Annotated in this window: 15 protein-coding genes and 1 pseudogene; 12 read left to right on the forward strand and 4 right to left on the reverse strand. The window is 65.9% G+C overall.

Features of this window, described 5'->3' with window-relative positions; all coding sequences use genetic code 11:
• The 4 genes from E0T84_RS01550 to E0T84_RS01565 all read left to right on the forward strand — a co-directional run bounded on the left by E0T84_RS01550 (position 1) and on the right by E0T84_RS01565 (position 4338).
• The gene (locus E0T84_RS01550) at positions 1-969 is read left to right on the forward strand and encodes a TerC family protein (protein ID WP_070185954.1); all 969 of its coding nucleotides are present in this window, start codon (positions 1-3) and stop codon (positions 967-969) included.
• 143 nt (positions 970-1112) lie between these two features.
• Positions 1113-2324 carry a PP2C family protein-serine/threonine phosphatase gene (locus E0T84_RS01555; RefSeq protein WP_138743553.1) on the forward strand — a complete coding sequence of 404 codons (1212 nt, stop codon included), beginning with the start codon at positions 1113-1115 and terminating at the stop codon, positions 2322-2324.
• On the forward strand, positions 2321-3898 hold the full coding sequence (locus tag E0T84_RS01560) for a CHASE3 domain-containing protein (RefSeq protein WP_138743554.1): 1578 nt from the start codon (positions 2321-2323) through the stop codon (positions 3896-3898). Before E0T84_RS01555 ends, E0T84_RS01560 begins: the two co-directional genes overlap by 4 nt.
• On the forward strand, positions 3895-4338 hold the full coding sequence (locus tag E0T84_RS01565; protein WP_070943849.1) for a response regulator: 444 nt from the start codon (positions 3895-3897) through the stop codon (positions 4336-4338). The genes E0T84_RS01560 and E0T84_RS01565 overlap by 4 nt, the downstream gene beginning before the upstream one ends.
• Here the strand turns inward: E0T84_RS01565 and E0T84_RS01570 are convergent.
• Together E0T84_RS01570 and E0T84_RS01575 are read right to left on the reverse strand one after the other, a co-directional pair.
• Positions 4311-4754 carry an ATP-binding protein gene (locus tag E0T84_RS01570; RefSeq protein WP_070943850.1) on the reverse strand — a complete coding sequence of 148 codons (444 nt, stop codon included), beginning with the start codon at positions 4752-4754 and terminating at the stop codon, positions 4311-4313. The two genes, E0T84_RS01565 and E0T84_RS01570, sit on opposite strands and share 28 nt — an antisense overlap.
• Before the next feature lie 33 nt (positions 4755-4787).
• Positions 4788-5150 (reverse strand): STAS domain-containing protein, encoded by a 363-nt coding sequence (locus tag E0T84_RS01575; RefSeq protein ID WP_138743555.1) that lies wholly within the window; start codon positions 5148-5150, stop codon positions 4788-4790.
• A gap of 182 nt (positions 5151-5332) precedes the next feature.
• Here E0T84_RS01575 and E0T84_RS01580 point away from each other — a divergent pair, with 182 nt between their 5' ends.
• The 4 genes and pseudogenes from E0T84_RS01580 to E0T84_RS32655 all read left to right on the forward strand — a co-directional run.
• Positions 5333-6931, forward strand: a complete 1599-nt coding sequence (locus tag E0T84_RS01580) for an aldehyde dehydrogenase (NADP(+)) (RefSeq protein WP_138743556.1) — start codon at positions 5333-5335, stop codon at positions 6929-6931.
• Positions 6932-6954: 23 nt separating this feature from the next.
• On the forward strand, positions 6955-7878 hold the full coding sequence (locus E0T84_RS01585) for a 5-dehydro-4-deoxyglucarate dehydratase (RefSeq protein WP_138743557.1): 924 nt from the start codon (positions 6955-6957) through the stop codon (positions 7876-7878).
• Positions 7878-9137 (forward strand): glucarate dehydratase family protein, encoded by a 1260-nt coding sequence (locus E0T84_RS01590; protein WP_138743558.1) that lies wholly within the window; start codon positions 7878-7880, stop codon positions 9135-9137. The genes E0T84_RS01585 and E0T84_RS01590 overlap by 1 nt, the downstream gene beginning before the upstream one ends.
• Positions 9138-9216: 79 nt before the next feature.
• A pseudogene (locus tag E0T84_RS32655) lies at positions 9217-9291 on the forward strand (DUF6632 domain-containing protein); the annotation flags it as partial.
• Between the two features lie 84 nt (positions 9292-9375).
• On the opposite strand, the gene E0T84_RS01595 reads toward E0T84_RS32655, so the two are convergent.
• Positions 9376-11037 carry an HNH endonuclease signature motif containing protein gene (locus tag E0T84_RS01595; RefSeq protein WP_138743559.1) on the reverse strand — a complete coding sequence of 554 codons (1662 nt, stop codon included), beginning with the start codon at positions 11035-11037 and terminating at the stop codon, positions 9376-9378.
• A 205-nt stretch (positions 11038-11242) separates the two neighbouring features.
• Between E0T84_RS01595 and E0T84_RS01600 the strand changes: the two genes are divergently transcribed.
• Positions 11243-12169 (forward strand): LysR substrate-binding domain-containing protein, encoded by a 927-nt coding sequence (locus tag E0T84_RS01600; protein WP_070943855.1) that lies wholly within the window; start codon positions 11243-11245, stop codon positions 12167-12169.
• 221 nt (positions 12170-12390) lie between these two features.
• Here E0T84_RS01600 and E0T84_RS01610 read toward each other — a convergent pair whose 3' ends face one another.
• Positions 12391-13380, reverse strand: coding sequence for a 2-hydroxyacid dehydrogenase (locus E0T84_RS01610; protein WP_138743560.1), 990 nt, complete (start codon positions 13378-13380; stop codon positions 12391-12393).
• Positions 13381-13696: 316 nt separating this feature from the next.
• On the opposite strand from E0T84_RS01610, the gene E0T84_RS01615 reads away from it, so the two are divergent.
• The 3 genes from E0T84_RS01615 to E0T84_RS01625 are packed head-to-tail and all read left to right on the forward strand — an operon-like array spanning position 13697 to position 17183.
• Complete coding sequence (locus E0T84_RS01615) at positions 13697-15250, forward strand: ABC transporter substrate-binding protein (protein WP_138743561.1); 1554 nt, start codon at positions 13697-13699, stop codon at positions 15248-15250.
• Between the two features lie 5 nt (positions 15251-15255).
• Positions 15256-16185 (forward strand): ABC transporter permease, encoded by a 930-nt coding sequence (locus tag E0T84_RS01620; RefSeq protein WP_138743562.1) that lies wholly within the window; start codon positions 15256-15258, stop codon positions 16183-16185.
• An 11-nt stretch (positions 16186-16196) separates the two neighbouring features.
• Positions 16197-17183: an ABC transporter permease gene (locus E0T84_RS01625; RefSeq protein WP_138743563.1), complete on the forward strand. Its 987-nt coding sequence runs from the start codon at positions 16197-16199 to the stop codon at positions 17181-17183.
• Positions 17184-17200 lie beyond the last annotated feature (17 nt).

Below are 17200 nucleotides of genomic sequence, written 5' to 3' on the forward strand. Positions count from 1 at the left end.
ATGCAGGTAAGCCAGCTGGAATGGATCATCACCCTGGCGGTGACGATCGCCGTTCTGCTGTTCGACGTCGTCGTGATCGGGCGGCGCCCGCACGAACCCAGCACCCGCGAGACCGCGACCGCACTATCGGTCTACATCGGCCTGGCCGTCGCGTTCGGCGTGTTCGTGTGGATGTTCCACGGCAGCCAGTTCGGGCTGGAGTTCTTTGCCGGCTGGCTCACCGAATATTCACTCTCGGTGGACAACCTGTTCATCTTCTTGATCATCATGGCCAGCTTCAAGGTGCCCAGGGTTTACCAGCAGCAGGCCCTGCTGGTCGGCATCATCCTGGCGCTGATCTTCCGCGGCATCTTCATCGCACTGGGCGCGGTGGCCATCAACCAGTTCTCCTGGGTCTTCTACATCTTCGGCGCCTTCCTGGTCTACACGGCGATCAACCTGGTTCGCGATACCGACCACGACGACGACGGCGACAACGGGGTGGTGCGCTTCGCCCGCAAGCACCTGCGCACCACCGACAAATGGGATGGCCTGAAGCTGTGGATTCACGAGAACGGCACGCGGCTGATGACGCCGATGTTCCTGGTGATCGTGGCTCTGGGCACCACCGACCTGCTGTTCGCGCTGGACTCGATCCCCGCGATCTACGGGCTGACCCAGGAGCCGTACCTGGTGTTCACCGCCAACGTGTTCGCGCTGATGGGTCTGCGTCAGCTCTACTTCCTGCTGGGAGACCTGCTCAAGCGGCTCGTCTACCTGTCGCAGGGGCTGGCGTTCATCCTGGCCTTCATCGGTGTGAAGTTGGTGCTGCACGCGTTGCACGAGAACGAGTTGCCGTTCATCAACGGTGGCGAACCGGTGCACGTTCCGGAGATCCCGACGCTGGCCAGCCTCGGCGTGATCGTCGTGACCCTGGCCGTCACCACCGTCGCGAGTCTGTACAAGACCCGGGTGCGTGACGCCCGGTAGGCCGTTGGCTTTCGGGACCAGTGCTGGATTGATCGGTCGCGGGAGTATTGACGCGTACGCATAGGTAGTCTCAAGGACGTCGTCACTAAAGCAGAGGGTCAGCGCGACCGGGGTGGCTTCAGTTGAGTGAAGGACGTGATCCCATGCGCGCGGAGCAACCGTATCCCTCTGCCACCCTCGCCGGCCCGGCGTTGGGGCGACGCTTGTCTTTGTTGCTGGTCGAGGACGACCGCGGTGACGCGCTGCTGGTCGAAGAACAGATCGCCGACGTAGCCGACACTGCCGATATCGACCTGGTGTGGGTGCAGTCCATGGCGGCTGCCGAGCGCGCGTTGATCGACGATCACCCCGACTGCGTCCTGCTCGACCTGAATCTTCCCGACGCCCAAGGCATTGATGCGCTGCACCGGTTGGGCCGGCTGGATCCCGCTGTTCCGGTGATCGTGCTCACCGGTTTGAACGACGAGCATTTCGGCGTTTCCGCGGTCGCTTCGGGCGCACAGGACTACCTCGTCAAGGGGCGGGTCGAGCCGGAGATGCTGCGGCGTGCGGTGGTCTATTCCATCGAGCGCAAACGCGCCGAGCTGACGGCGGTGGACCTGCATGCCAGCAAGCTGCGTGAACGGGAGAACGCGCGCCTGGAGCGCGGTCTGCTTCCGTCCCCGCTGCTGTTGGACGATCCGGGTGTCGAGATCGTCACCAAGTCGCTGCCGAGTCGGCGGGAAGCGCTGCTCGGCGGGGATTTCTACGACATCGTGCAGACACCCGATCGGACCGTGCACGTGATGATGGGCGATGTCGCGGGTCACGGTCCCGACGAGGCCGCGCTCGGAGTGGCGCTGCGGATCGGTTGGCGTGCACTGACATTCGCCGGCCTGCGGGGAAACGAGCGGATGCGTCAGCTGGATCGCATCCTGACCACCGAACGTCATGGACCGGGCATCTTCGCGACCCTGCTCAGCGTGGCGCTCGACCCCGACAGTGGGCAGTTCGACGTGGTCCGCGCCGGGCATCCGGGTCTGCTGGTACACGGTGACAATGCGGTGCGCTGGATCGAGCCCACCGCGGGCGCCGCGCTCGGCCTGGGGGCCTCCGAGTGGCCGGTCAACAGACTGGATTTGCCCGAAGGACACGGGTTGCTCCTGCTCACCGATGGCTTGTTCGAGGGGTATGCGGGGCACGGTGGCGAGCGCCTGGGCGAAGAGGGCCTGCTCCAGCTGGCCAACTCCGTTGCGGCCCTGCCGGGGCGCGACTTCGTCGCCGCACTCATCGACGACGTGGAATCCCGAGCGCGTCCGCACGGTGGTCTGAGCGACGACATCGCGCTGATCAGGGTGGAGCGGTCCGCGGGATGAAGCTCACGGTCCAAGGCTGGCAGAACCTGCTGGTGTCGGTGATGTGCGTGATCGTGCTGACCGGCGCGATCGCCGGCATCGCCCTGGTGGGCCGGACTGACGCGGTGACCCGTGAGCTGATCGACGACGTGCAACCGGCCCGGGTGGCCGCCTATCAGCTTCAAGGGGCGCTGCGCGACCAAGAGACGGCCGTTCGCGGCTATGCGATCGCCGCAGACCCCCGGTTCCTCGAGCCCTATCGTGCCGGCCGGCGTGCCGAAGCGGCTGCGGCCGAAGAGCTCCGCAGCTCTCTGGCCGGGCACACCGGTCTGTTGTCCGACCTTGACGCGATCGAGAACGCCGCCGCGGCATGGCGATCCACCTACGTCGAACCTCTCATCGACAGCGTCACGGTGCGCCGGCCGGCGATCCTCGACGCCGGAACCGCGGATCGCGACAAAGACGAGTTCAACCGTCTGCGTGAGCTTTTCGACGTACAGAATGCCCATCTCAGCCAGGCCAGGCAGGGTGTTGTCGACGCACTGGCCGACGTTCGGAGGTGGCGCGATGGCGTGGTGATGGCGATGATCGTGGCCTTCTTCGCCATGGCGGTGTTGATGACGGTTCTGGTGCGTAGTGCCGTCACCCGCCCGCTGGCCACCCTCGCGGCATCGTGCCGCAAGATCACAGAGGGCAACTTCGCCGAACGAATCGTTCCTAAGGGGCCCAAGGACATTCGGGCTATCGCCACCGATGTCGAGGACATGCGCCAACGCGTCGTCGAGGAACTCGACGCATCGCGATCGGCCGAGGCGGCTCTCGACCAGCAGGCCGAGGAGCTACGCCGCTCCAACGCCGAGCTCGAGCAGTTCGCCTACGTGGCATCGCACGACCTTCAGGAGCCGCTGCGGAAGGTCGCCTCGTTCTGCCAGCTGCTGGAGAGACGCTACGGCGACAAACTCGACGAGCGCGGTATCGAGTACATCGGCTTCGCGGTCGACGGCGCCAAGCGCATGCAGGTACTGATCAACGACCTGCTGACCTTCTCCCGGGTGGGGCGGCTCAACGCCACTCACACCGAGGTGGACCTCAATGGTGCACTCGACGTCGCGCTGAACAACCTGTCCACCGCGATCGCCGAATCGGGTGCCGAGATCCAGCGGCCCGATGAACCGTTGCCTTCCATCGACGGAGATCCCACGCTGATGGCGATGGTGTGGCAGAACCTGATCGGCAATGCCGTGAAGTTCCGCCGTGACGGTGTGGCGCCCCGCATCGTGATCGACTGCCGGGACGGGACGGATGAACTGGCCGACAACTGGGTATTCAGCGTCTCGGACAACGGCATCGGGATCGGCGAGGAGTTCGTGGACAAGGTTTTCGTCATATTTCAGCGCTTGCACGGTCGCGATGCCTTCAGCGGAACGGGTATCGGCTTGGCGTTGTGCAAGAAGATCGTCGAACACCACGGCGGTTCGATCTGGATCGACACGACCTATACCAGCGGTACCCGGTTCATCTTCACCCTGCCCGCCACCCCCAGCACCGTGCCCAACGGTGTCCCAGAAGCGCAGTTGGAAGGAATGTCTGAATGACCTCATCGGAGAGCCGAGCGATTGACATCCTGTTGGTCGAGGACGATCCCGGTGACGAGCTCATCACCCGGGAAGCGTTCGAACACAACAAGATCAAGAACAACTTGCACGTGGCCCGGGACGGTGAGGAAGGCCTGGACTTTCTGTACCGGCGCGGCGCCTTCGAAGGTGCGCCGCGGCCGGACCTGATCCTGCTCGACCTCAACCTGCCGAAGTACGACGGCAGGCAGCTGCTGGAGAAGATCAAGTCGGACGATGACCTGTGCCACATTCCGATCGTGGTGCTGACCACCTCGTCGGCCGAAGAGGACATCCTGCGCAGCTACAAGCTGCACGCCAATGCCTACGTCACCAAACCCGTTGACCTGGACCAGTTCATGAGTGCGGTCCGTCAGATCGACGAGTTCTTCGTTCAGGTGGTGCGGCTCCCGCAGTTCTGATCGATGTGGTCCCACTGCAGGCGGACTTCGGTGCCCGCGTGGTTCGAGTCGATGACGGCCCGGTCCGTGAGTGCCCGCATCAGCGGGATCCCACGGCCACGGGCCGGGTTCTTGTGGTCGGTCTGGGCGATCCGCCACGCGCCCTCATCGGTGACGGTGACCGTCAGTACCGCTGCGTCGCTGTCGTAATCGGCGCTCAGGTGCATCACCCCGGGCGCCGGGGCATCCACGTAGGCGAACTCCGCGGCGTTTGCCAATGCTTCGTTCACGGCCAGCACGACATCGCTGGCCTTGGTCGAGTCGAGGGTGAGGTGCGTGCTCAGCCAACTGGTGAACTCACGGCGCATCTGCGCCGCCTCTTCGGGGGCAGCGGTGACATGCTTCGTGAAGTGAGCTGACTGGCCTGCGTTCGTCATGTCGACCCGTTGGCTACCCCGTCGTCGCCGGTGTTATGTCTTCAGTGCGGCCAATGCCTCGTCGAGTGTCGCAAACAACTCGACGATTTCGGTGATCCCCACCAGCTTGAGCGGCCGGCTGGTCGCCGGTCCGTCGGCGACCACCGCGAACCGCGCCGCGTCGCCCAGCTGTTCCCGTGCCGCCACCAGCACACCCATTCCGGCCGACGCCAGGAACTCCACCGCGCTCAAGTCGACAACCACGGCCGCCGGCGAGCTCTTGACGGCCGAGTTGATTGCCTCTTCGAGTTTCGGTGCGGTGAGCATGTCGACCGTTCCGGTCACTGTCACCAGGCCGATGTCACCGACACGGCTCTCTTCCGCCGAGCAGCTTGCCGGGTCCGGTTGGCTAGTCATCGTCACCTCCGACGTGATTCGTGCGCCTATGGAGACGTCGACAAATGATAACGGTGTAAACCGCGATCGCTTGGGGCGCCCTGTGTTGGAGATCCATGTCGGCCCAACTGATACCGATAGTGCATCAGTGTGCCGCAAACTTGACTTGGACATGTATTTATCGATGACCGTACGGTGCCAGTATGGCAACCACGGTGCAGACAACAGACCTAACCGGGCAGATGTTGATCGCGGGCGCACCGGTACGCGGCGCCGGTAACGAGATTCGGGGCATCGACCCGCAAACCGGCAGCCCCATCGAACCCGCGTATGCATACGGCGACCGCTCCCATGTCGAGGACGCTTGCGCCGCCGCCGCCGACGCCTTCTCGCCGTACCGGTCGGCCCCGATCGAGACACGGGCACAGTTCCTGGAGGCGATCGCGACCAACCTCGAGTCGCTCGGTGACGCCCTGGTGGACCGGGCACATCTCGAGACCGGCCTGCCCCGGCCGCGGCTGACCGGCGAGGTCGGGCGTACCGCCGGCCAACTGCGGTTGTTCGCCGCAGTACTGCGCGAGGGCAGCTGGAACCAGGCCCGGATCGACCCCGCGCAGCCGGACCGCACCCCACTGCCACGACCCGACATCCGTCAGCGCAGCGTGCCACTCGGCCCCGTCGCGGTGTTCGGTGCCAGTAACTTCCCGCTGGCCTTCTCGGTGGCCGGCGGCGATACCGCATCCGCGCTGGCTGCCGGTTGTCCCGTCGTGGTCAAGGCCCACGATGCCCACCCCGGCACCTCCGAACTCGTCGGGCGTGCCATCACCGAGGCCGTCGCGTCGTCCGGGCTGCCGGCCGGGATCTTCTCCCTGCTGTACGGCTTCGGCCCGGAACTGGGCACCGCGCTGGTCGCCGATCCCCGGATCAAGGCGGTCGGATTCACCGGTTCCCGTGCAGGCGGCATGGCATTGGTCGCAGCCGCTTCAGCTCGTCCCGAGCCGATCCCGGTGTATGCCGAGATGAGTGCCGTCAACCCGGTGTTCCTACTCGGCGGTGCACTGGCTGACCGCGGTGCCGAGTTGGCCCGGGACTTCGTCGGATCGCTGACGCTGGGCTCCGGACAGTTCTGCACCAACCCCGGTCTGGTCATCGGGGTCGATGGGCCCGAGCTGGAAACCTTCGTCGCCGCGGCACGCGAAGCGGTCACGGCCAGTACCCCGACCGTGATGCTGACCACGGGCATCGCCGACAACTTCCGCGGTGGAGTTGCGGCGCTGGAGGCCGAGGCGGCGCTGATCGCCCGCGGCTCGGAGGCCGACGCCCCGGCGGCACCGTGCCGTGCCGCACTGTTCGCCACGGACGCTCCCACCTTCCTGGGCTCGGCGGCGTTGCGGTCCGAGGTGTTCGGCGCCTCCGGCGTTGTCGTCAGGTGCTTGGACGCCGCCGAGATGCTGCGGCTCGCCGACAGCCTGGAGGGCCAGCTGACCGCCACCATCCACGCCGACGAGTCCGACCACGGTCAGGCAGGTGAACTGCTGGACGTCCTCGAGCTCAAGGCGGGACGAATCCTGTTCAACGGCTGGCCCACCGGCGTCGAGGTCGGCCATGCCATGGTGCACGGCGGGCCGTTCCCCTCCACTTCGGATTCGCGCACCACCTCGGTGGGGGCGCGTGCCATCGAGCGATTCCTGCGGCCGGTGTGCTACCAGGACGCCCCGAAATCCCTGCTGCCCAGTGCCATTGCCGACGGAAACCCGGACGGCCTGTGGCGCCGTATCGACGGCAATCTCACCCAAGACTGACCTGATCCAATCAAGGAGTACACATGCTTGACGGTGTCCTGTTCTTCCCGGTAACCCCACTCACCGTTGCCGGTGAGGTCGATGTGGACCTGCTCGCGCAGCACGTAGCCAAGGGCGTCGACGCCGGACCCGGTGGCGTGTTCATCGGCTGCGGCACTGGAGAATTCCATGCCCTGGACCCCGAGGAAATGCGCACCGTGGTGCGTACCGCCGTCGAGACCGTCGGCGGCCGGGTCCCGGTGTACGCCGGAGCGGGCGGCTCGATCGCAGCGGCCAAGGCCTTCGCCCAGGTGGCCGCCGAAGCAGGCGCCGACGGACTGTTGCTGCTGCCGCCGTACCTGGTCGAGATGCCACAGGCCGGACTCGTGGCCTACACCCGTGAGGTCAGCGCGGTCACCGACCTTCCCGTCGTGGTCTACAACCGCAACAACGCCCGCTACACCGAGGTGTCGGCCGTCGAGGTCGCCCAGCTGCCCAACGTCGTCGGATTCAAGGACGGCACAGGCGATCTCGATCAAGTGTCGCGTATCGTGCGCGTGGTCACCGATGCGTTGGAGCCGTTGGGCAAGCCGTTCCAGTTCTTCAACGGGTTGCCCACCGCCGAGGTGTCGCAGCAGGCTTACCGCGCAATCGGCGTCACGCTGTACTCGTCGGCCACTTTCGCATTCGCGCCCGACGTCGCACTCGCCTTCTATCAAGCTCTGGAGACCGGCAACGCGCCGTTGATCGCGGCCCTGACGCGCGAGTTCTTCCATCCGCTGGTGCGCCTGCGGGACACCGTTCCCGGCTACGCGGTCTCGTTGATCAAGGCCGGGGTCACCATGGAGGGGATTCCCGCCGGGCCGGTACGCCCCCCGTTGGTCGATGCCACGCCCGACGATATCGCTGAGCTGCAACGCATCCTGGCGGCCGGTCGCGCGGTGCTGGCCGACGCCCTGGTGCACTGATGCCGGCGGTCCGCATCACCGGCGCGCGCATCACGCCGGTCGCGTTCGCCGACCCGCCGTTGCTCAACACCGTCGGCGTGCACCAGCCGTTCGCGCTGCGGGCGATCATTCAACTGGACACCGATGCGGGCCTGACCGGACTCGGCGAGACGTACGCCGACACCCGGCACCTGGAGCGCCTCCGCGCCGCCGCCGATGCGATAGTCGGGCAGGATGTGTTTGCGCTCAACGCTATTCGTGCGGCCATTGCCCGGGTACTGCAAGGTGACACCGCAGCGGTCGGGACCGCCGGCATGATCACCACCGCCAGTGCGGTCGACCAGGTGTTCTCGCCGTTCGAGGTGGCGTGCCTCGACGTCGCGGGCCAGGCCACCGGCCGGCCGGTGTCGGATCTGCTCGGCGGTGCGGTGCGTGATGCGGTGCCGTTCAGCGCCTATCTGTTCTACAAGTGGGCCGGTCACCCCGGTGCTGGGCCCGACGGCTGGGGCGAGGCGCTCGACCCGGACGGCATCGTGGCCCAGGCTCGCCGCATCGTGGACGAATACGGTTTCACCGCTATCAAGCTCAAGGGCGGAGTGTTCCGGCCGGAGGAAGAGGCCGCCGCGATCGAGGCACTGCGGGCCGCGTTCCCCGACCATCCGCTGCGGCTGGATCCGAATGCCGCTTGGACTCCCGAGACGTCGTTGAAGGTGGCAGCGCGACTGTCCGGGGTGGTGGAGTACCTGGAGGATCCGACTCCGGGGTTGGACGGTATGGCCGACGTGGCTGCACAGGCGTCGATGCCGTTGGCCACCAACATGTGCGTGGTGGCGTTCGACCAGCTCGCGCCTGCCGTGGCGAAAGGCTCGGTGCGCGTGGTGCTTTCCGATCACCACTACTGGGGCGGGCTGCAGCGCTCCCGGCTGCTGGCCGGCATCTGCGACACCTTCGGGCTGGGGTTGTCCATGCACTCCAATTCGCATCTGGGCATCAGCCTGGCCGCGATGGTGCATCTGGCCGGCGCCACGCCGAATCTCACCTACGCCTGTGACACCCACTGGCCGTGGAAGACCGAAGACGTGGTGCGACCCGGCGCTCTCGAATTCCGCGCCGGATCGGTGCCGGTGCCGACCGGCCCCGGACTCGGCGTGCAGATCGACGACGACGCGTTGGCTGCGCTGCACGAGCAGTACGTGCGCTGCGGGATCACCGACCGCGACGACACCGGCTACATGCGCACGGTCGATCCGTCATTCGAGGCCGTCAGCCCGCGCTGGTAGTGCGATCCTGGAGATCCAACCATCCGGGAGCGCGCCATTGGAACCTTCACGCAGCTACCGCCTACTCCAGATCGCCCTCGTGGTCTCCAGCGTCGTGCACGCGGCGATCATGGCTGTGCAGTCGTTCGGGGACGGCCATCACTTGGGGCATCTGTGAGGTGACGTTCCCACTCTGCTCATCGCCGCCGTCGTATTGGCGGCAACAGGTCCGGGCTGCCGGAATCGGACACGAGCCCGCCTAAAAGGGCGGAGGCTTGTCGAGTTCGGTGTTGAGTCTGCGTTCGGTATTGATGCGTTGGGTGCGGGTTTGTTGGCGGGTTTGTTGGCGGAGCGGCATTTTGAGGTGCCGGTCGGTGGTGGTTGTGGTTGGTGTGGATGCTGTGGGTGGGGCTGGACTGTGGGTGGCCCAGTCGGGGAACAGGATTTGGCTGAAGGGTGTGGTGTGGTAGGTGTGGCCGGTGGGTGAGGTCCAGGTGTGGCTGCCGTCGGGGTGTTGGATGTCGGTCCAGCCGTTTTCGCCAGTGTGAAAAGTTTTGAGCAGGTGGTGGGTTCGGCATTTCGGGCCGAGGTTGCCGGGGTGGGTGGCTCCGGCCGGCCACGGGGTGGAGTGGTCGAGGTCGCAGTTGGTGGCGGAGACCCCGCAGCCGGGGAACATACATACGAGGTCGCGCATTTGGATGAAGGCGGCCAGTTTTGCTGAGGGTCGGTAGCGGGTTTCGGTGGTGAGGTCGTCGGACCCGGAGATGGGTTTGACGGCGGCGCCGGTGGCTATGAGCTCGGCGAGCAGGGGTGCGGGCACGATTCCGCCGCCGAGGATGACTGCGGGAGGTCCGGTTACGGCGGGTGTGCGGTCTTTGCGGTAGTCGCCGAGGGGAGGTGCATCGTGGATGCGCGGGTCCCGGGGTGGTTGCATCGGGTTTGTGGGTGTCGCCTTGGGTGGTTCCACGGCGGTTTCAGGCTCGGTGTTGTCGTCGACTTCATGCCCGAGTGAGTGGTCGGCAGCGTCGTTTCTGTTTTCGCTACTGTCGCGGTCCTCGAGACCGTTGTCGTCCTCGGTGTCGGTTGTGGTTTCAGCGGCCGGCTCGGGCAGGGTTTGTGCGAGGAGGTGGATGACGACGGCGCGGGAGCGGGGGTCGACTCCGGCGGCTTGGCAGTCCGGGTTGCCGCATTGGCAAGTGAGGTAGTTGGCTCCGGCACCGATGGCGCCCAGCGCGTCGGAGCGGCGCTGTCCCACGGTGCGGGGATCGTCGTCGCAGACGCCTCGGGCCATGTGGGTTAGCAGGTTTTTGAGTAGGGCGGCGTCGGTGGCCAGCAGTCGTCCCCAGATCGAGACGGTGCCGTTGGGGTCGTCGGGGTCGCCGAAGTGGATGTCGCGATCGCGGGCGGCGGTGCGGGTTCTGCGCACGGCGGCGGGGTCGAACTTCTCCACCCAGACATCGATGGCTTGTTCGGTTTTGGTGGCGGTCAGGGCACCATACGTCGTTGCGGCGCCGGCCAGGGCGGCGTCGACGAGTTGCAGCGCTTCGTCGTCGTTGATGAGTTGGGTGCGCCAGGTGATGGTAGAGATGATTTTTGCCGAGATGTCGCCGCGGGCGAAGACTGCGGCGACTTTGGGGAGGCGTTCGCGCAAGGCTTGGGCGATGCGCATCTGGGCGGAGGCGGCGCCGCGGCTGAGGTTGCAGGCGGCGCTGATGGCGGCGGCCGCGGTTTCCCAGCCGTCGATAGCGCGGTAGGCGGAGGCGTCGTCTTCGTCGTCGCAGTGCCGGGCCACGACCTCGGCGATGACGGACAGGCGTGCGGCGGCTTCGATGGCTTCGGCGCGGGTGTGGTGTTCGAGGGTGTCGATCAGCGCGGCGTCGGTGAATACACCGAGCGCCGGCCGATCAAGCAATTCGAACATATGTTCTATAATAGTCCTGAACAAACAGGCGGGCAACGTTTTCCGGGTTGTCGCTGAATTGTCGCTCACTAGGCGGGCAAATCTTGGCGGCGTCCTCGGGGTGGTCACAGGATGGTCATGCAATTAAATGCGCAGCTAAGTAATCTGTCGGGCATATTCATGCGGTTCGGGCATTTATCACGACATTGGCCGATAGGCTGCACCGGTGTTCTCGCTGTCGAGGCTGTCGTGCTTCATCGCCGTCGCCGAGGAACTGCACTTCGGCCGGGCCGCCGAACGGCTGCACATGACCCAACCGCCCCTGAGCCGCCAGATTCAGCAGTTGGAGAGCGAACTCGGGGTGAGTCTGATCGACCGCACCACCCGGTCGGTCACGCTGACGCCCGCGGGCGTGGCATTCCTGCCCGATGCCCGCCGTATCCTGCAGTTGGCCGAGGGGGCGGCACTCAATGTAAAACGTGTTCCCGCAGGCGATCTCGGGACCGTGGTGATTGGATTCACCGCGGCGTCGGCGCACCCGGTGTTGCCCAGGCTGTTCGATGCTGCACGGCAACAGATGCCCGACGTAACACTCGAGTTGCGGGAGATGGTGACGGCCGCCCAGATCGAAGCGCTCATGACGGGCGAACTGGATCTCGGTATGGCGCGGCCACCGCTCAAACGTCCCGGCCTGGTATCCCGGCCGCTGCTGCATGAACAGCTCATCGCCGCATTGCCGGCCGCGCATCCGCTGGTCGAGGTGCGCCGTCAGCTCACGCTCAACGATCTCGACGGCCAGGACATGGTGATGTATTCCCCGGTGCAGGCCCGCTACTTCAACGAACTGTTGATCAGCACGTTCACCATCGCCGGCGCCACACCGCGCTACGTCCAGTACGTCACCCAGGTGCACACCATGCTGGTACTGGTGCGCTCCGGGATCGGCATCGCCCTGGTGCCCGCATCGACGGCCACCATGCATCCCGAGGGAGTGGTGTTCCGGTCGATCGGCGCATTCCGGGAACGGCCGGTCGAATTGGATGCGGTCTGGCGTGGGGACAGTACTAATCCTGCGTTGCTGCGACTACTGCGCGACGTGCTGCCGCCACGGGAGTGGACCACCGACGATCTCATCGAGGATTTCGTCGGTTGAACGGTCCATCCGGGCATAGCCTGATGTGCAGACGACGCTGACCTCGAGGAGGTCCTCACCATGCCACGACGCGACCGCCCGAACAGGGACCGAGATCGGGACATCTACTATCCGCCGCAACCAGTGGTGAGACCACAGGCCAAGATCGCCTGCGGGTGCCATTGCGGCTCATGCGGTTCCGGCGCGCACTGTCACAACATGAGCACCGGCTGTAACGTCCGCTAGGCCCTTTGACCTGACCCGGCCGGAGTCGGCATGGGCACCGGAGTGACGAGGTCGCCCGTCTCCAGGAACTTGTCCAGGTTGGCCAGGGTGAGGGCCTCCATCGCGGCACGAGTCTCGACGGTGCCACTCCCGACGTGCGGCAACAGCACCACGTTGTCCAACGACAGCAGTGCCTCGGGCGCATTCGGTTCGTCGGTGAACACGTCGAGTCCGGCGCCCGCGAGTCGGCCCTCGGTGAGTGCGTCGACGAGGGCTTGTTCGTCCACGACGCTGCCGCGGGCGATGTTCACCAGGTAGCCGTCGGGACCGAGCGCGTCCAACACATCCCGGTCGACGAGGTGCCGCGTCCCGCTGCCGCCGGCCGCCGCGACGATCAGGGCATCGACCTGCCGGGCGAGCTCGACGGCCGACGTGACGTAGGTGTACGGACTACCCGCGACCTCACGCCGATTGTGGTAGCTGATGGGGCAGCCGAATGCGACGAGCCGGGTGGCGATCGCCTGGCCGATCCGGCCCAGCCCGATGAAGCCGACGCGCGCTCCCGAAACCTTATGGGTCAGTGGGTAGTTGCCGTCGCTGATCCAGCGGCCGGCCCGTAGGTAACGATCGGCGGCCGAGAACTGCCGCATGGTGTCGATCAACAATCCGACGGCGGTGTCGGCCACGCAGTCACTGAGTACATCCGGGGTGTTGCTGACCATGACGTTTCGGGCGGCAGCAGCTTCGACGTCGGTGGTGTCGTAGCCGACCCCGAAGTTCACCACCGCGCCCAGATTGGGCAGTGCGGACATCAGCTCGGCGTCGACACCGGTGCGGCCCGAGGTCACCACCGCGGCGATCGCGGCGCCATGTTCGGCGAGGAAAGCCGCGCGTTCGGGGCCGTCGGGCAACGCGAAGGCGTCATAGCTGGTCCGCAGCGTTTCCGCGAGCGACGGCTTGAGCGGACCCACCTGCAGGACACGGCGGCTGGAATCGGATTCGGGCACACGTACTCCTCGGTCGGGATGCAGCTACGGTAAGCCTGCCTGCAAATACCCATCCAACACGGAAATAGCATGGGTTGATACGCAAGCTGCATAATTGTCTCTGCGGCATTGCTGCAGGCGTATCGATGGCTTGCCCTACTCGCCAAATTCGCAGCTCAGTCTCCCTTTTCACCGTCCCCGCCATGTGGCGCGCACCCCCGATGCGAACCGCTTCCGCCGATTTCAGTGGGTTGACGAGCGTCTCGGGCCGTTCTTAGCGTGTGTCTGCGGTCACAACCGACATCCACATACGTGGACATCACACCCTGGAGGATCCATGAGGCGAGCCATCGCCGCTTCGGCAGTCGCCCTGGCCGCCTGCACCTTTACCGCGGGGTGCGCCGTCGCCAACACCGCGCACGGCGGCTACGACCCCGACACCCTACGGATCGTCATCCCCCAGGAGCCGCCGACTCTGGAGCCGTGCGAGAGCTCGCTGACGTCCACCGGCATCGTGGTGCGGTCCAACATCACCGAACCGCTCATCGAGCGTGATCCCGACACCGGCGACCTGCAACCGCTGCTGGCCACCGCTTGGCGGCAAACCGCGCCCGACCAATGGACTTTCGACATCCGCAAAGGGGTCGCCTTCTCCGACGGTGCGCCGTTCACCGCCGGGGACGCTGCCTATTCGATCGACCGGGCGGTGAACTCCGATCTGCAGTGCAACGTCGACGGCTACGTGTTCGGTGACGACTTGCTCGACGTCACGGCCCCAGACGAGAACACCGTGGTGATCGGCACCCCGAAACCGGATCCGATTCTGCCGCTACGTATCTCGTTCGTGGAGATTGTGCCGTCGGGAACCAGCCTCACCGAGAAGGTGCGCGAGCCCATCGGCACCGGGCCGTATGCGATCGAGGACTGGGAGTACGGCCAGAAGCTGCTGCTCAAGCGCAACGACCGCTACTGGGGTGCCAAGCCGGCGTTCGCCCGCGCCGAGTATCAGTGGCGCAGCGAGGGCAGTGTGCGGGCCGCGATGATCACCAACGACGAGGCCGACATCGCCACCTCGCTCGGGCCCGAGGACGGGGCAGGCGATCGGGGGGTGCCTTTCCAGAACAACGAGACCACCGCATTGCGCATGCAGGCAACGGAGGCGCCGCTCAACGACATCCGTGTCCGGCAGGCCATCAACTTCTCGGTCAACCGGACCGGCATCGTCAAGGCACTGTTCCGCGGGCTGGGGGAGCCGGCGTCGCAGCTCATCCCGTCCGGTGTCGTCGGGTACAACGATCACCTGCCGTTGTGGCCGCACGACCTCGACAAGGCCAAGGAGCTGATCGCCGAGGCCAAGGCGGACGGAGTGCCGGTGGACCGCCAGATCCGGCTGATCGGCCGCACCGCGCAGTTCCCGAAGATCTCGGAGACCATCGAGGTGCTGCAGAGTGAATTCGCCGAGATCGGTCTCAACGTCAAGATCGAGATGATGGACACCGCCGGCCAGTTGCAGTACCAGCTGCGTCCGTTCCCGGCAGATACCGGTCCCTACCTGCTGATGATCATGCACGGGAACCAGGCCGGTGACGCCGCGTTCACCCTGGACCAGTACATGCTGTCCGAAGGGCCGCAGAGCGCCTACGGCACAACGGAATTCGATGCCAAGATCCGCGCCGCGGAAGCCCTCACCGGTCACGCCCGCCAGGATGCGTTCGCCACACTGTTCGCCGAGGAGCCGCAGCAGATCATGCAGTTCGCCTATATCGCCCACATGAAGGGCATTCTCGGCAAGTCGCCGCGCGTGGACTACACGCCCAACTCAGCCACCGGCGACGAAATGCGGCTTTCGGAGATGACGCCCGCTGCGACCGACCGCACCGACAGGAGCTGAGCCCGATGTTCCCCTTCCTCCGTCGCCGGATGTACACCAGCGCCATCCCGTTGATCATCGTGCTGCTCGGCGTGTTCCTGCTCGCCCGGCTCACCGGTGATCCGACCAACTTGTACCTGCCCGAATCCGCCACCGCCGACCAGCGTGAAGCGTTCGCCCATCAGCACGGATTCGACCAACCGCTCGTCGTCCAGCTGCTCGACTACTTCAAGGGAGTGATCCACCTCGACTTCGGAACCTCGCTGCGCACAGGTGAATCCGCATCGGCAATGGCACTGCGCGCCTTCCCGGCAACGCTGCAGCTGGCCGTCACCACCATGCTTCTGGCGATCATCGGCGCCGTCATCGTGGGATGCTGGGCGGCCTACCGGCCCAACTCGCTGGCCGACCGGTTCTCCAGTCTCCTGTCGATGACCGCCGCCAGCATTCCCGATTTCTGGTTCGCCATCACCGGGGTGTGGCTGTTCTCCGTGCTGATGGGATGGCTGCCCACCTCGGGCACCGACGATGGCATGCTGTCCTGGATCCTGCCGATCGCCACCCTGATGATCCGGCCGCTGGGCGTACTAACCCAGGTGGTCCGAGGCGCCATGGTCTCGGCACTTTCGGCGCCTTACATCAGGCTGGCCCGCAGCAAGGGCGCCGGCGATCTGCGAGTGGTCAGCCACCACGCGCTGCGCAACGCGGCAGCACCCGCGCTGACGGTCGCAGGAGATCTCGCGGTCGGCCTGATCAACGGGGCGGTCGTGGTCGAGGCCATCTTCGGCTGGCCCGGCATCGGCAAGCTCATGATCGACGCCATCCTGCAGCGTGACTTCGCCGTCCTACAGGCGGCCGTCCTGCTCACCGCGGTGAGCATCTTCGTGCTGAACATCATCATCGACGCCTGCTACGCCCTGCTGGATGCACGCGTACGGGAACCGGAAAAGGTCTAGGGGTACATCTCGTGAGCGCTCAAATCGACCTGGTACCAGTCAAACCCACCACCGCTATCGTTGGCGAACCGGAAACCGAACCGACCCGCAGACGCTCGGTGTGGTTCCGGCTGCTGGCCAATGACCGGGTGGCCGCCGCCGCTGTCGTGGTGCTGGGCCTGGTGATCCTCACCGCGGTGTTCGGGCCGATGCTGGTCGGCAACCTCGCGACCCGGATCGACCTCGACAATTCGAACCAGGCGCCGTTCACGCTTGCGCACGGCTGGGTCAACATACTCGGCACCGACCCCCTGGGCCGCAGCATGCTGGCCCGGCTCATCGTCGCCTGCCGCACCACGCTGTCGGTGGCCATCCCCGCCGTGGTGATCTCGGCGGTCGTCGGATCGCTGATCGGGATGTGGGCCGGCTACTTCCGCGGCTGGCGGGAAACGCTGGCGATGCGGGTGGCCGACGTCATCATGAGCTTCCCCTCGTTGCTGCTGGCCGTGGTGGTGCTCTACGTGTTCTCCCCGAGTGCGGCCAATATCGTTGCGGTGCTCGCGATCACCCGCATTCCGGTGTACCTGCGCACCGCCCGCGCCGAGTCGGCCGAACTGTCCAGCCGGGTGTTCGTCGATGCCGCCCGCACCTTCGGGGCCAGTGGACGGTCCATCATCGTCCGGCACGTGGTGCCGATCGTGCTGCCCACCCTGCTCACCGTGGCCACACTGGACTTCTGCTACGTCATGCTGGCCGAATCCTCGCTCAGCTTCCTGGGTATCGGCATCCAGCCGCCGGATGTCAGCTGGGGCCTGATGGTTTCGCAGGGCCGCACCTACCTCCACACCGCGTGGTGGCTCTCGTTCTTCCCCGGGCTGGCCATCGTCATCACCACGGTCTCGGCCACCATCCTGGCCGCCTGGGCCCGGATCGCCACCGATCCCGGCCAGCGCTGGCGGCTCACCGTCCCGCAGAAACGCCTGTCGCGCTTCACCAAATCCGGAAGGGCCCTCGGATGACTTCCCAGTTGAGCAGC

It is taken from the genome of Mycobacterium sp. DBP42 (genome assembly GCF_005924235.1).
GTDB lineage: Bacteria > Actinomycetota > Actinomycetes > Mycobacteriales > Mycobacteriaceae > Mycobacterium > Mycobacterium syngnathidarum.